Origin of the sequence: Aeromicrobium stalagmiti, from assembly GCF_013283745.1 — a bacterium.
In the GTDB taxonomy this organism is placed as follows: Bacteria; Actinomycetota; Actinomycetes; order Propionibacteriales; family Nocardioidaceae; genus Aeromicrobium; species Aeromicrobium stalagmiti.
Genome location: NZ_JABSTZ010000003.1, coordinates 354720 through 368579, shown reverse-complemented (window position 1 = coordinate 368579; position 13860 = coordinate 354720). Strand labels below are relative to the sequence as shown.

10 protein-coding genes are annotated in these 13860 nt (G+C 69.2%); 9 read left to right on the top strand and 1 reads right to left on the bottom strand.

What is annotated here, in order from left to right:
• Nucleotides 1-45: 45 nt before the first annotated feature.
• Nucleotides 46-3183: an isoleucine--tRNA ligase gene (gene ileS, locus HQK15_RS14135; RefSeq protein WP_173492116.1), complete on the bottom strand. Its 3138-nt coding sequence runs from the start codon at nt 3181-3183 to the stop codon at nt 46-48.
• Nucleotides 3184-3265: 82 nt separating this feature from the next.
• Here ileS and HQK15_RS14130 point away from each other — a divergent pair, with 82 nt between their 5' ends.
• The 9 genes from HQK15_RS14130 to HQK15_RS14090 all read left to right on the top strand — a co-directional run bounded on the left by HQK15_RS14130 (nt 3266) and on the right by HQK15_RS14090 (nt 13857).
• Nucleotides 3266-3667, top strand: a complete 402-nt coding sequence (locus HQK15_RS14130; RefSeq protein WP_173492115.1) for a TraR/DksA family transcriptional regulator — start codon at nt 3266-3268, stop codon at nt 3665-3667.
• Complete coding sequence (lspA, locus tag HQK15_RS14125) at nt 3640-4179, top strand: signal peptidase II (RefSeq protein ID WP_254451001.1); 540 nt, start codon at nt 3640-3642, stop codon at nt 4177-4179. The genes HQK15_RS14130 and lspA overlap by 28 nt, the downstream gene beginning before the upstream one ends.
• On the top strand, nt 4176-5153 hold the full coding sequence (locus HQK15_RS14120) for an RluA family pseudouridine synthase (protein ID WP_173492114.1): 978 nt from the start codon (nt 4176-4178) through the stop codon (nt 5151-5153). The genes lspA and HQK15_RS14120 overlap by 4 nt, the downstream gene beginning before the upstream one ends.
• 30 nt (nt 5154-5183) lie before the next feature.
• The gene (locus HQK15_RS14115; protein WP_173492113.1) at nt 5184-6512 is read left to right on the top strand and encodes a PP2C family protein-serine/threonine phosphatase; all 1329 of its coding nucleotides are present in this window, start codon (nt 5184-5186) and stop codon (nt 6510-6512) included.
• Nucleotides 6513-6524: 12 nt separating this feature from the next.
• Complete coding sequence (locus HQK15_RS14110; protein ID WP_173492112.1) at nt 6525-7748, top strand: pyridoxal phosphate-dependent aminotransferase; 1224 nt, start codon at nt 6525-6527, stop codon at nt 7746-7748.
• 155 nt (nt 7749-7903) lie between these two features.
• A complete protein-coding gene (locus HQK15_RS14105; protein ID WP_173492111.1) occupies nt 7904-8893 on the top strand; it encodes an ATP-binding cassette domain-containing protein in 990 nt (329 codons plus the stop codon).
• Entirely contained in the window at nt 8890-9696 is an 807-nt protein-coding gene (locus HQK15_RS14100; protein ID WP_173492110.1) for an ABC transporter permease, read from the top strand. Before HQK15_RS14105 ends, HQK15_RS14100 begins: the two co-directional genes overlap by 4 nt.
• A 124-nt stretch (nt 9697-9820) precedes the next feature.
• Nucleotides 9821-11116, top strand: a complete 1296-nt coding sequence (locus tag HQK15_RS14095; protein WP_173492109.1) for a hypothetical protein — start codon at nt 9821-9823, stop codon at nt 11114-11116.
• Nucleotides 11113-13857, top strand: a complete 2745-nt coding sequence (locus HQK15_RS14090) for an outer membrane protein assembly factor BamB family protein (protein WP_173492108.1) — start codon at nt 11113-11115, stop codon at nt 13855-13857. Before HQK15_RS14095 ends, HQK15_RS14090 begins: the two co-directional genes overlap by 4 nt.
• The last annotated feature ends 3 nt before the right edge of the window (nt 13858-13860 follow it).

Genomic DNA, 13860 nt, shown 5'->3' with positions numbered 1-13860 from the left:
GCCCGCCTCCTTGGAGGCGGGCCGTTCTGCTGCTCTCGGGGCCGGTCAGGCCTTGGCGAGGGAGAAGGCGAGCCCGAGGTCGTCGTCGGTGAACGTCGCCGTCTCGGCGCCCTCGGTGATCGTCGTCGCGAGCACCTCGTCGGCGATGAGCTCGGTGTGGGCCCGCAGCGCCTCGGCCATCGGACCCTCGGCAGACCAGGTGAGCGTGATGCGGTCGCTGACGTCGAGACCCGACGACTTGCGGGCCTCCTGGATGACCCGGATGGCCTCGCGGGCGAACCCGGCTCGGCGCAGGTCGTCGTCGAGCTCGAGGTCGAGCGCGACGGTCTCGCCCTGGTCGTTGACGACCGACCAGCCCTCGCGCGGGTGCTCCGCGATGATGACGTCGTCGCTGCCCACCGACACGGTCTCGCCGTCGACCTCGACGGTGGCTGTGCCCGTGCCCGAGAGCTCGCTGGCCAGTCGCCCCGCGTCTGCGGCGGCGATGGCGGCGGCGACCACAGGTGTCTGCTTGCCGAACCGCTTGCCGAGGTTGCGGAAGTTGCCCTTGGCCGAGTGGTCGACCAGGTCGCCCGTGGTCTCGAACGACTCCAGCGCCCGGACGTTGAGCTCCTCGGCGATCTCGGCGCGAAGCTCCTCGCTGAGCAGCGCGTAGGCCTGCGAGCCCACGACGGCGCGTCGCAGGGGCTGGCGGGTCTTGGCCTTGGCCTCGGCCCGGGCGGCGCGCCCGAGCTCGACCACGCGGCGCGCGAGGCGCATCTGGCGGTCGAGGTCGTCGTCGACCAGCGACGCGTCGGCGACCGGCCACGTGGCCAGGTGCACCGACCGCGGGAGCTCGTCGGACGTCGCGGCGAAGAGATCCTGCCAGACCCGCTCGGTGATGAACGGGGTCAGCGGTGCCATGAGCAGCGTGACCAGGTGCAGCGTCTCGTGCAGGGTCGCGAGCGCCGAGGCGTCACCTGACCAGAACCGGCGGCGGGAACGGCGGACGTACCAGTTCGACAGCAGGTCGACGTAGGCCGCGATCAGCGAGCCGGCGCGCTGGGTGTCGAACTCCTCGAGCGCGTCGGTCACCTGCTGGGTGAGGCGGTGGGCCTCGCCCAGGATCCAGCGATCCATCGCGGGCCGATCGGCGAACGCCGGTGCGGGATCGGCCGGCGTCCACTCGTTGGCACCGGCATAGAGCACGTGGAACGCCGTGGTGTTCCAGTAGGTGAGCAGCACCTTGCGGACGATCTCGGACAGCGCCGTGTGTCCGATGCGGCGCGGCGCCCACGGTGACCCGGAGCAGGCCATGAACCAGCGCAGCGCATCGGCGCCGTGCTCGTCCATGAGCGGCATCGGCAGCAGGATGTTGCCCAGGTGCTTGCTCATCTTCTTGCCGTCCTCGGCCAGGATGTGGCCGAGGCAGACGACGTTCTCGTAGGAGCTCTGGTCGAAGACGAGGGTGCCGACGGCCATGAGCGAGTAGAACCAGCCACGCGTCTGGTCGATCGCCTCGCAGATGTACTGGGCCGGGTAGGCCTGCTCGAACTTCTCCTTCGAGCCGGGCGCGTGCGGGTAGCCCCACTGCGCGAACGGCATCGAGCCGGAGTCGAACCACGCGTCGATGACGTCGGGCACGCGGCGGTAGGTGCCGGGCTGGCCGTCGACCTCGAAGGTGATCTCGTCGATGTAGGGGCGGTGCGGGTCGAGGTCGGACAGGTCGCGACCGGTCAGGCTCGACAGCTCGGCCAGTGACTCGATGCACACGACCTGCGACGGGTCGACGTCGTTGCGCCAGATCGGCAGGGGAGTGCCCCAGTAGCGGCTGCGCGACAGCGACCAGTCGATGTTGTTGTGGAGCCAGTCGCCGTAGCGACCGTTCTTGATGGTCTCGGGGAACCAGCTGGTGCCCTCGTTCTCGGCCAGCAGGCGGTCCTTGACCGCAGTGGTGCGGATGTACCAGGCCGGGAGGGCGTAGTACATCAGCGGAGTGTGGCAGCGCCAGCAGTGCGGGTAGGAGTGCTCGTAGGCCAGCTCGTTGAACATCAGGCCGCGGGCGGCGAGGTCGTCGGCGAGCACCCGGTCGGCGGTCTTGAAGAACTGGCCTCCCACGAGCGGCACGTCGTCCTCGAAGTGGCCGTCGGGGCGGATCGGGTTGACGACGGGCAGGTCGTACGCCTTGCAGACCTCCATGTCGTCGGCGCCGAAGGCGGGGGACTGGTGCACCAGGCCCGTGCCGTCCTCGGCCGTGACGTAGTCGGCCAGCACCACGAAGTGCGCCGGTGCGGGGAACTCGATCAACGAGAACGGGCGGTCGTACGTCCAGCGCTCCATCTCGGTGCCGGCGAACGACTCGCCCGTGAGCGTCCAGCCCTCGCCGAGCGCCTTGCCGACCAGCGACTCGGCGACGAGGAGGGTCTCGGTGCCGTCGGTGGCGAGGACGTAGGTGAACTCGGGGTTGACGGCCACGGCGGTGTTGGAGACCAACGTCCAGGGCGTGGTGGTCCAGACCAGCATCGACGCGCGTCCGGCGAGGGGGCCGGAGGTCAGGGGGAACCGGACGTAGACCGACGGATCGGTGATCGTCTCGTAGCCCTGCGCCAGCTCGTGGTCGGACAGCGTCGTGCCGCAGCGCGGGCAGTAGGGAGCGACGCGGAAGTCCTCGGTCAGCAGACCCTTCTTGAAGATCGTCGACAGCGCCCACCAGACGCTCTCGACGTAGGCGGGTTCCATCGTCCGGTAGGGGTGGGCCATGTCGACCCAGTAGCCCATCCGGTCGGTCATCTCCTCGAAGAGGTCGACGTTGCGGACGACGGCCTCACGGCACTTGGCGTTGAACTCGGCGATGCCGTACGCCTCGATGTCGGGCTTGCCGTTGAAGCCGAGCTCCTTCTCGACCGCGATCTCGACGGGCAGGCCGTGGCAGTCCCAGCCGGCCTTGCGGTCGACGTGGTAGCCCTGCATGGTCTTGAAGCGGGGGAAGACGTCCTTGAAGACGCGGGCCTCGACGTGGTGCGTGCCGGGCGTGCCGTTGGCCGTCGGGGGGCCCTCGTAGAACGTCCAGCGCGGCGCGTTCTGCGGCGTGTCGAGGCTGGCGGCGAAGGTGCCCTGGTCGGCCCAGAGATCGAGGATCTCGCGCTCCAGCACCGGCAGATCGACGTGGGCGGGAACGGGGCGGTAGGACGCGTGCGAAGTCACACCCTCAATTCTACGGGTGAGCGTTGTCAGGACTGCGGCGGTGCGAGTTGGCTTTGTGCAGGGCGGGGTCTAATCTTCGTGCATGTCAAACACCAAGCTCGCCGTACGGGCGGACGAGAAGCCCTGGACCGCAGCCGAGACCAAGGAGGTCCGCAGCGAGCTCGAGGGTGACCTGGCCCGCCTGCGGATCGAGCTCGACCAGTCGGCCCGCGAGCTGCAGGACCTCCTGCGCGACGGCGTCGACGGCGCGGGCAACGACCAGGCCGACGTGGGCTCCAAGGGGCTCGAGCGTGACGCCGAGATGTCCCTCGCCGCCAACCAGCGCGAGCTGCTCCTGCAGACCGAGAAGGCGCTCGACCGGCTCGACAAGGGCACCTACGGTCAGTGCGAGTCCTGCGGTGAGGCGATCGGCAAGAATCGTTTGATGGCGTTCCCTCGTGCGACACTGTGCATGACATGCAAGCAGCGCGAGGAGCGTCGCTGAGCCCTGGCGACGACCACGGCGCGACCACGAGGACATACGTACGACTGTTCACGGTCGTGGCGGTCGTGGCGTTGGCTCTCGACCAGGTGACCAAGGTCGTCGCGGTCGAGAAGCTGCAAGGTCGTGAGTCGATCGAGATCATCCCCGGGCTGCTGTCGCTGACGTTCCTGCGCAACCCGGGTGCCGCGCTGAGCACCGGTGCCGGGTTCACCCTGGTCCTGAGCCTGATCGCCATCGCCGTGTGCATCGGTGTCATCCGGGCGGCGCCTCGCCTGCGCGACAAGGGGTGGGCCATCGGGCTCGGTCTGCTGCTCGCCGGTGCGCTGGGCAACCTGGTGGACCGCATCTTCCGTGAGCCCGCGCCGCTCAAGGGCCACGTCGTCGACTTCATCGACTACGGCGTGTTCGTCGGCAACGTCGCCGACATCGCCCTGACGTTCGCGGCTCTCATCATCATCTGGCGTGCGTGGCGAGGCATCGGTCTCGACGGCACCCGCGAGGAGAAGTCATGACCACCGACGGCACCGACCTGGGCCAGCCCGCCCTCGACCACAAGGTCATCCAGGTCCCCGAGGGCCTCGCGGGCGAGCGGGTCGACAGCGCCCTGGCCCGCCTGCTGGGCCTGTCCCGCACCCGGGCGAGCGAGCTCGTCGCCGACGGCCACGTGACGCTCGACGGGGCTGCACCCGCCAAGTCCGACCGGGTCGTGCCCGGGTCGATCCTCGAGGCATCGATCCCCGCGCCGCGCACGGCCGTGGTCGTCGCGACCGAGGTCGAGGGCATGAAGATCGTCTTCCAGGACGACGACATCGTCGTCGTCGACAAGCCCGTCGGCGTCGCGGCGCACCCCAGCGTCGGCTGGAGCGGTCCCACGGTGCTCGACCACCTCGCGGGCGTCGGCATCCGGATCTCGACCTCGGGCGCTCCCGAGCGTCAGGGCATCGTGCACCGCCTCGACGTCGGCACCAGCGGCCTCATGGCGGTGGCGAAGTCCGAGCACGCCTACACCGTGCTCAAGCAGGCCTTCCGCGACCGCACGGTCGAGAAGACCTATCACGCGCTCGTGCAGGGTCACCCCGACCCGCACACGGGCACGATCGACGCGCCGATCGCCCGGCACCCCAAGCACGACTTCAAGTTCACGGTCAAGGACGGCGGCCGCGACAGCATCACGCACTACGACACGCTCGAGGCGCACCGGTTCGCCAGCCTGCTGACGATCAAGCTCGAGACCGGACGCACGCACCAGATCCGGGTGCACATGAGCGCGATCCACCATCCGTGCGTCGGTGACCTGATGTACGGCGCCGACCCGACGCTCGCCAAGCGGGTCGACCTCGACCGCCAGTGGCTGCACGCCAAGGGCCTCGCGTTCACCCACCCCCGCACCGGCGAGTGGGTCGAGTTCAGCTCGGAGTATCCCGACGACCTCGTCCATGCGCTCGAGGTCGTCCGCACGATCGACGACAACCCGCTGCCGCGCTGAGACGTGGAATCGCCACCTCCCGGACCCTCCATGGAGGGTCTCCCGGTCGACCTCCTCGGCAAGAACTTCGCCGGTGACGAGGGCGCGCGACTGATCGCGTTCGCGGCCGCGGCAGGCGAGGTGCTGTCGGCCTCGATGGAGCCCGAGGTCGCGATCAGCCGGCTCGCGCGCCTGCCGGTGCCGGAGCTCGCCGACTGGTCGATGGTCACGATCGTCGACGACGAGGGGCAGCTGAAGGACGTCGACACGTGGCACCGCGACCCGATCTTCCGGCCGGCCACGGTGCTGTTCGCGCAGCACCGGCTGACGGGCATCACCCGGGCCGTCAACGGGGTGACGCAGGCCGCGTCGTCCCGGGAGCCGGTCTACGTGCGCGAGCGGGTCGACGAGCTCGCGATCAGCCGCCTGCAGTCAGCCGAGGCGATCGACGCGATGCGCATCCTCGCGCCGCACTCGGCGGCCTTCCTGCCGCTCCTTCACGCCGACCGTCTCGTGGGCGTGCTCACGCTCTACCGCGGTCCGGACCGCCCGGTCTTCACGCCGGCGGAGGAGACGACCGTCGAGATCATCGGGCGGCGTGCGGCGATCGCGCTGCTCAACGCGATGCAGATGCGGCAGCACCGCGACGTCTCCGAGGAGCTCCAGCGCTCGATGCTGACGGCGACGGTGCAGCCGAGCCACCTCGAGGTGGTCGCCCGCTACCGTCCGGCCAACGAGGCGGTCCAGGTCGGTGGTGACTGGTACGACGCCTTCGTCCAGCACGACGGGCGCAGCATCCTGGTCATCGGCGACGTGGTCGGCCACGACATCGCGTCGGCCGCCGTCATGGGGCAGCTGCGCAACCTGATGCGGGGCATCGCCGTCGCCACCGGCGCCTCGCCGAGCGAGCTGCTGACCCAGGTCGACCGTGCCCTGGTGACGCTGGAGATGCCCACGATCGCGACCGCCCTGGTGATGCGCGTCGAGGACGACACCGCCGATGCGGGCACGCTGCGGGTCCAGTGGTCCAACGCCGGCCACCCGCCGCCGCTGGTCTGCGACCCCGACGGCCAGGTGCGCCAGCTCGACGCGCACGGTCTGCTGCTCGGGATCGACGCGGAGTCACCCCGCGCCGACGACGTGACCACGATGGGTGCGGGGGCGACGCTCCTGCTGTTCACCGACGGTCTCGTCGAACGACGTCGCGAGCACCTCGAGCACAGCCTCACGGCCCTGCGCGACCGGCTGTCGGCCCTGCGGTCACTTCCGCTGGAGGAGCTGGTCACCGGCCTGCTCCCGGACGAGCACGAGGACGACATCGCGGTGCTGGCGGTCCGGTTCCACCCGGAGAGGCGCGACCGGGTGCCCGAGGGCAGGTGAAACAATGGCGCCATGTCCTCCATCGTGCGCCAGTCCGAGAAGCTGAGAGATGTCCTCTACGACATCCGTGGACCCGTCAGCGCCCGAGCCGCCGCCCTCGAGGCCGAGGGACACCGCATCCTCAAGCTCAACATCGGCAACCCCCAGCCCTTCGGCTTCGACGCACCCGCCGAGATCCTGCAGGACGTCATCGCGGCGCTGCCGAGCGCGGCCGGCTACTCCGACTCCCGCGGCATCCAGTCCGCGCGCCGCGCCGTGGTGCACAACTACCAGCTGCAGGACGGCTTCCCGACGATCGACGTCGACGACGTGTGGATCGGCAACGGGGTCTCCGAGCTGATCCAGATCGCGCTCCAGGCGCTGCTCGACAACGGGGACGAGGTGCTGATCCCCGTTCCCGACTACCCGCTCTGGACGGCGGTGACCAACCTCGCCGGCGGCGTGCCGGTGCACTACCTGTGCGACGAGGAGTCCGACTGGAACCCCGACCTCGCCGATCTCGAGTCCAAGATCACCGACCGCACCAAGGTCATCGTCGTCATCAACCCCAACAACCCCACCGGCGCGGTCTACTCGCGCGAGACGCTGGCCGGCATCGCCGACCTCGCGCGCAAGCACGACTTGGTCCTGATGGCCGACGAGATCTACGACAAGATCCTCTACGAGGACGCGGTCCACATCCCGCTCGCGAGCGTCGCACCCGACGTGCTGACCCTGACGTTCAACGGTCTGTCCAAGGCCTACCGGGTCTGTGGCTACCGCGCCGGCTGGCTGGTCGTCACGGGGCCGCTGGAGCGGGCGCAGGACTACCTCGAGGGCATCACGCTGCTGTGCTCGATGCGGCTGTGCCCCAACGTCCCCGCCCAGAACGCCATCCAGGTGGCGCTCGGCGGCTACCAGTCGATCAAGGAGCTCATCCTGCCGGGCGGACGCCTGCTCGAGCAGCGCGACACCGCCGTCAACGAGCTGCGCAAGATCCCCGGCGTGAGCGTCGTCATGCCCCAGGGCGCGCTGTATGCGTTCCCGCGGCTCGATCCCGAGGTCTACCCGATCCACGACGACCAGAAGCTCGTGCTCGACCTGCTGCTGCAGGAGAAGATCCTGCTGACGCAGGGCACGGGCTTCAACTGGCCCGATCCCGACCACCTGCGCATCGTGACGCTGCCGTGGGCGCGCGACCTGGCCGACGCGATCCAGCGGCTCGGCAACTTCCTGAGCAGCTACCGCCAGGTCTGACCGACCCGCCGCCGGGAGGTGGATCCGCAACCCCATTCCCTCGCTTGCGGTGGAGATTCCACCGCTTCGGGGCAAAAAGGGGACGTTTCTGTCGGCGGCATGCGGCAGGATGTCTCTCGATGTTCCTGATAGGAATAGAGAGAGGCTCCTGACGCATGACTGACATGATCCGGGCGACCGGACTGGTGAAGAGGTACAAGGACGTCGAGGCGCTCTCGGGCCTCGACCTCACGGTGCCCGAGGGCAAGGTGCTCGGCCTGCTGGGTCCCAACGGTGCCGGCAAGACGACGGCCGTCCGCATCCTCGCGACGCTGCTCAAGGCCGACGGCGGCACCGCCGAGGTGGCGGGCGTCGACGTCGCGAAGGACCCCGACGGCGTCCGCGCCCGCATCGGGCTGTCGGGCCAGTACGCCGCCGTCGACGAGCACCTGACGGGATTCGAGAACCTGCAGATGGTCGGCCGGCTCTACGGCATGCCCAAGGCGAGGGCCTCCCAGCGCGCCCGCGACCTGCTCGAGCGGTTCGGGCTCGAGGACGCGGGGGACCGTCCGTCCAAGACCTACTCCGGCGGCATGCGACGGCGCCTCGACCTGGCGGGCGCGCTGGTCGCCGAGCCTCCGGTGCTGATCCTCGACGAGCCGACGACAGGTCTCGACGTGCGCAGCCGCCAGCAGATGTGGACCGTCATCCGCGACCTCGTGTCGTCGGGTGCCACCTTGCTGCTGACGACGCAGTACCTCGAGGAGGCCGACCTGCTGGCCGACGACATCGTCGTCATCGACCACGGTCGGGCGATCGCGCGCGGCACGGCCGACGAGCTCAAGGCCCAGACCGGCGGCGAGCGCATCGAGGTGCTGCTGACCGATCCGGCCCGGCGTGACGACGCGGTGCGCATCCTGGCGGGCGTGGCCGTCGGCGAGGTCCAGGTCGGCGACAACGGCCGCGAGCTGACCGCTGCCGTCGAGGGGGGAGTGCCCCAGCTGCGCACCGTGCTGCAGGAGCTCGAGACCGCGACGATCGACGTCCTCGACGTCGGGCTGCGCCGGCCCACCCTCGACGACGTGTTCCTGAGCCTCACCGGGCGTGCTGCCGAAGGCGTCACCGACCCCGCTGACGACGACTCGACCGAGGAGGTCTCCGCATGACCAGCCTGACCCGCCACGCGACCGACGGATGGGTCGTCGCCAAGCGCAATCTCATCAAGATCGTCCGGGTCCCGGAGATCCTGGTCTTCGTCCTGATCTCGCCGATCATGTTCGTGCTGCTGTTCGCCTACGTCTTCGGCGGCGCGATCGACCCGGGCGACGGGGTCAACTACCGCGAGTTCCTGATCGGCGGCATCTTCGCCCAGACCGTCGTGTTCGGCGCGACCTTCACGGGCGCAGGTCTCGCGGAGGACATGCAGAAGGGCATCATCGACCGTTTCCGCTCCCTGCCGATGTCGCGGTCGGCGGTCCTGGTGGGCCGCACGACGTCCGACATCGTCTACAACGTGCTGTCGCTCATCATCATGGCGTTGACCGGTCTGCTGGTCGGCTGGCGCATGCGGGAGGGTGTCGTCGACGCGCTGTCGGGATTCCTGCTGCTGCTGGTGTTCGCCTACGCGATCAGCTGGGTCATGGCCTACGTCGGCCTGCTGGTGCCCAGCGTCGAGGTCATCAACAACGCCTCGTTCATCGTGATCATGCCGTTGACGTTCGTCTCCAACGCCTTCGTGCCGCTCGACTCGTTCCCGAGCGGGCTGCAGAAGTTCGTCGAGTGGAACCCCGTCTCGGCCGTCACGCAGGCCTCGCGCGAGCTGTTCGGCAACACCGGCGGGCTGCCGCCGGCCTCCGATGCGTGGTCGATCCAGCACCCGGTGGTCTACACGCTGCTGTGGGTCGCGCTCATCATCGTGGTCTTCGTGCCGCTGTCGATCCGGCAGTACCGCATCGCCAGCAGCCGCTAGGCCACCGCTGGCCTGCCGCGACGCCCCGGGACCTTTCGAACACGCGCCGATGGTTCTGGGGCGTTGTCGCGCGCCAGCCTGTCGCAGGCGATACCGTACGGGTTGACCACAGTTCGGGGGACTGATGCGCGAGTTGGACAGACGTACGTTGTTGTGGGGTTCGGCAGGGCTGGTGCTCGCCGGCTGTGGCGGCGGCAGCACGAAGGCCGAGCCGAAGGCCACGACCAAGGGCCCCAACATCGTCAAGCCGCAGACGGGCAACGTCGTCACGCAGGCTGACACGGCGGCGCTACGCAAGCAGCTCAACGAGGCGTTCGCGAGCAAGGACGTCGAGCAGCTCGTCGCCCTCATCGATCCGGGCGACTTCGCGCTCGACGACGTCCGCAAGCGCTGGACCCGCCGCTTCGACAACTTCAAGCGCCTCGGGTTCGTCGAGGGGGAGTGGTTCGTCGGTGTGCCGACCGGGCGCACCCGCAACGCCTCCGGCGGGCTCGTGGAGTACGACGGCGATCTCGTCTTCGCCCATCAGGTCAGGGGCTGCGACGCCCAGCAGGTCGTCGAGAGCTACCGCGCCTCGTTCCGCAAGAAGGCCGAGGACGCGCCGCTCGAGCTGCTGCACCTGGGCGACGCCGAGGCGCAGTTCGACCCGTCGATCTGGGACGTCGCCACGATCGATGCGATCGAGACCAAGCATGCGTGGATCGTCTTCCGCAAGCAGGACGCGGCCAAGGCGAAGGACTTCGCGGGTCGCATCGAGCAGGGAGCCAAGAGGGCGTTCGATCTCATGCCGAGGCCGAAGGGCGTCGACAAGGTCTTCTACGCCATGACCTGGCCAGCCGTCGACGGCAAGCTCTACGGCGGCGTGGCGATCGGCGAGGCCGACGCGCACGCCTACTACCACCCGTTCCTGGACCCCGCCGAGCTGTCCAAGGGGCAGAAGACGCCGGCCGACGCCAAGGGGCTGCCGCGGGCGACCGGTCGAGTCGGGCTCCACGAGGGGTCGTTCACCCGGCCGGACTTCGTCGACACGGCCTGCCACGAGGGGATCCACGTCTTGGCGGACCAGTGGAACAGCGGTTCGGGCCAGCCCACCTGGGTCGCCGAGGGGCTCGCCGAGTGGGGCACGAATGGCCAGTCGCTGATGGCCACGGACGGCGGTCGCATCCGATCGGCGTTCGGACAGTTCGAGTCGGTGGCTCTCAAGGGCTACGACGAGTTCCACGACTCACCGCTGGAGTACGAGTTCTACCAGTGTTCAGCGGCCATCTTCGCCTACCTCGAGGACGAGAAGGGACGTGACGCGGTGTTCGAGACCGCCGAGGCCTTCTACGGGGCCGACGACCGCAAGGCTGCGGCCCGCAAGCTGGGCCGCAGCGAGAAGGACCTCCTCGCCGCGACGCGCAAGTGGGTCGGCGCATGAAGCGGCTCGTCGCAGTCGCCGCGACGATGGTGCTCGCTCTCACGGCCTGCACCGGCGGTGGCGACGACAAGGACGACAAGGAGTCGGGGCCGTCCCTGCCGATTCCGGCCAAGGCGCCGTCAGCCCGTGGCGCGGCGACCGGACCCGCGCTCGAGCCCAAGGTGCTGCTCGAGTCGTCCGACGAGCTGGAGGAGCAGGCCGGCTCGCTCGACAGCGCCTCCGTCGAGCGGCGGTCGGGCGCGTTCATCAGCGGACGCACCGCGGTCGGCTACGCGGTCGACAACATCTCGGGCTACGACCTCGACTCCGGCGAACAGCTCTGGACCTCCAAGCTCGACCTCGGCGGAGGAACGGTCTGCTTCGTGTCGCAGCCTGATCGCGCCGTCAAGACCTTCACGGTCGCCTACGGCAAGTCCGGCTACTGCCCCGACCTCGCGACGATCCGGGTGTCCGACGGCAAGGTCATGTCGATCTCGAAGACGCTGTCGGACCTCCAGGAGTTCGAGGGGGACTCCGCCGGCGGCCCGGTCACCGAGCTGCTCACGATCAAGGGCCGCGACTACGTCCTCGACTTCCGCGGTGTCGTGTGGAAGATGGTCAAGGGCGAGCCGGAGCCGCTCCAGCGCCTCGAGACGGGGTCGTACTTCACGATCGCGCCGACGCCCGAGGGTGACACCCTCATCGGTGCTCGCCTCAGCGACCGTGGACGATGCCGGGTCGATGCCTACGCGCTGCCGTCCTTCGAGCGGATGTGGACCGAGGACTCGGCGTCGCTGTTTCCCGACGTCCGTGAGGACTGCATCATCTCGCCCGCGAGCGGCAACCCGGCCTGGATGGTCCAGCAGGACGGGAGTCGCTACTCCATGATCCAGGTCGACCCGGACACCGGCAAGGTCGTCGGCAAGGCCGACGCGGCCACCGACTCCGGCGGCAAGGCGGCCGAGGGCGAGTTCGATCTCTCGAGCGCCGCCAACCAGTTCGACCGCGCCCTCGGCCTGCCCGGCGGCGACATGGTCTTCGCGCAGGTGCGTGGCCTGACGCGCTACTCCCTCGAGACCGGCAAGGTCGCGTGGGACCTCGATCTCGGCCAGGTCGAGCTCGAGTCGGCCGAGGACTACCCGTTGACGACGGTCCTCCCGCAGGGTGTCACGGCAGACGGCTACCTGGTCGCGACGGTCAGCAACAACACGGCGGCCGAGGTCATTGCCGTGCAGGTCAAGACCGGCAAGCTCGTGGCCCGCTGGGCCGTCCCGGCCGACTACGGCAACGGCTTCCAGGTCGAGCCCGGCATGACGCTGTTCGGCGACGGCCTCGTGCTGAGCCGCAACTTCGACAGCTGGAAGCGGACGTTCGCGGACTACCTCGACCTCAAGGAGCCCGAGGGGCCCCTCTACGACATCGGGATCTTCACGTTCCCGGAGCCCGACAGCTCGACCTCCCCGTCGGTGCCGACCTCCGGTCCCACCGACACCGATGCCAAGGCTCTCGCCGGCATCACGACTCCCGAGGGTGCCACGGGTGAGCGCAGCTCCGGGGCCTTCAGCACGGGATCACGCCTGGTGAGCTACACCTCCGGCACCGTCACGGGCTTCGACACGAAGTCCGGCAAGGAGAAGTGGAGCTTCGAGGTCGACGCCGACGACCCGGGCGCCAAGGTGTGCGCGTCCGAGCCGCCCGACCAGGCCGTCAAGACGTTCACCATCGCCTATCAGGGCAGCGGCAAGGGCGACACGTGCAACACCCTGCTGCGGGTCGACGCCGCCGACGGCAGCGAGCTGGATCGCATCCAGCTGCCGGCTCCGGCAAAGGTCGTCACCGACATGGTGGTCCGCGACAAGGTCGTCTACGTGGTGTCTGACGGCCGCGACGTCCGGCGCATCGACGACGGCGCGTTCGTCGACGTCGGCACCCTGGCGCGCAAGTCCTACCCGCTCCAGCCCAGCCCGGAGGATCCGTCGCTGTTCGTCAGCACGACCAGCCTCAAGGGCGGACGGGAGTGGGCCATCGACGCCTACCGCCTGCCTGCCTTCGAGCGGGTCTGGTCGACGACGGCGAGCAAGGTGCTGGGCAAGGTCGACCGCCGCAGCCCGGTCTCGTCGTGGCAGGGCAACCCGCTGTGGATCTCGACGGTCTTCGGCGATCTCTCCGACCCGACCAAGAAGGTCGACGACTCCCTCGTCCTGCTCGACCCCGACACCGGACGTGTGGTGTCGCGGACCGGGCGGGTCGAGCGCGACTACCTCGCCGACGACCTCAAGAAGTTCACCGTGCTCGGAGCTGCCCCGTTCCAGACCGTCGGCCTCGACAACGGCGACGTGGTGATGGAGCAGCAGTCCGGCGTCATGCGCTACTCGCTCGCCGAGAAGAAGATCCGCTGGGCGGTCGACACCTCGTCGATCGTCGAGTCGATGGAGCGTGATCGCAAGGGGTCCTACCTCTCGCAGCACTTCGACCTGATCGAGGGCGGCAAGACGGTGCTGGCGACGCTCAGCAACGACGTCTCCGTGGAGCTGATGACCCTGGATGCTGCGACCGGCAAGATCACCGGCCGCTGGAACATCCCGAAGGATCGCCGCAACGGTCTGCAGTCTTCACCGGAGGTCGCCCCCTTCAGCGGGGGAGTCGCGCTGTCCCGCAGCGACTACGCGTACGACTACGCCTACGCCCAGACCGGTCGCAAGGTGCCGTCGGACCCGCAGTACGACGTCGGTCTGTTCGCGCTGTCGAAGCCCAAGAAGTAGGCG

What these genes read in the sequence shown, in the direction of transcription:
- HQK15_RS14130 (WP_173492115.1), top strand. Translation starts at nt 3,266, where the DNA reads ATGTCAAACACCAAGCTCGCCGTACGGGCGGACGAGAAGCCCTGGACC.
- lspA (WP_254451001.1), top strand. Translation starts at nt 3,640, where the DNA reads ATGCAAGCAGCGCGAGGAGCGTCGCTGAGCCCTGGCGACGACCACGGC.
- HQK15_RS14120 (WP_173492114.1), top strand. Translation starts at nt 4,176, where the DNA reads ATGACCACCGACGGCACCGACCTGGGCCAGCCCGCCCTCGACCACAAG.
- HQK15_RS14115 (WP_173492113.1), top strand. Translation starts at nt 5,184, where the DNA reads ATGGAGGGTCTCCCGGTCGACCTCCTCGGCAAGAACTTCGCCGGTGAC.
- HQK15_RS14110 (WP_173492112.1), top strand. Translation starts at nt 6,525, where the DNA reads ATGTCCTCCATCGTGCGCCAGTCCGAGAAGCTGAGAGATGTCCTCTAC.
- HQK15_RS14105 (WP_173492111.1), top strand. Translation starts at nt 7,904, where the DNA reads ATGACTGACATGATCCGGGCGACCGGACTGGTGAAGAGGTACAAGGAC.
- HQK15_RS14100 (WP_173492110.1), top strand. Translation starts at nt 8,890, where the DNA reads ATGACCAGCCTGACCCGCCACGCGACCGACGGATGGGTCGTCGCCAAG.
- HQK15_RS14095 (WP_173492109.1), top strand. Translation starts at nt 9,821, where the DNA reads ATGCGCGAGTTGGACAGACGTACGTTGTTGTGGGGTTCGGCAGGGCTG.
- HQK15_RS14090 (WP_173492108.1), top strand. Translation starts at nt 11,113, where the DNA reads ATGAAGCGGCTCGTCGCAGTCGCCGCGACGATGGTGCTCGCTCTCACG.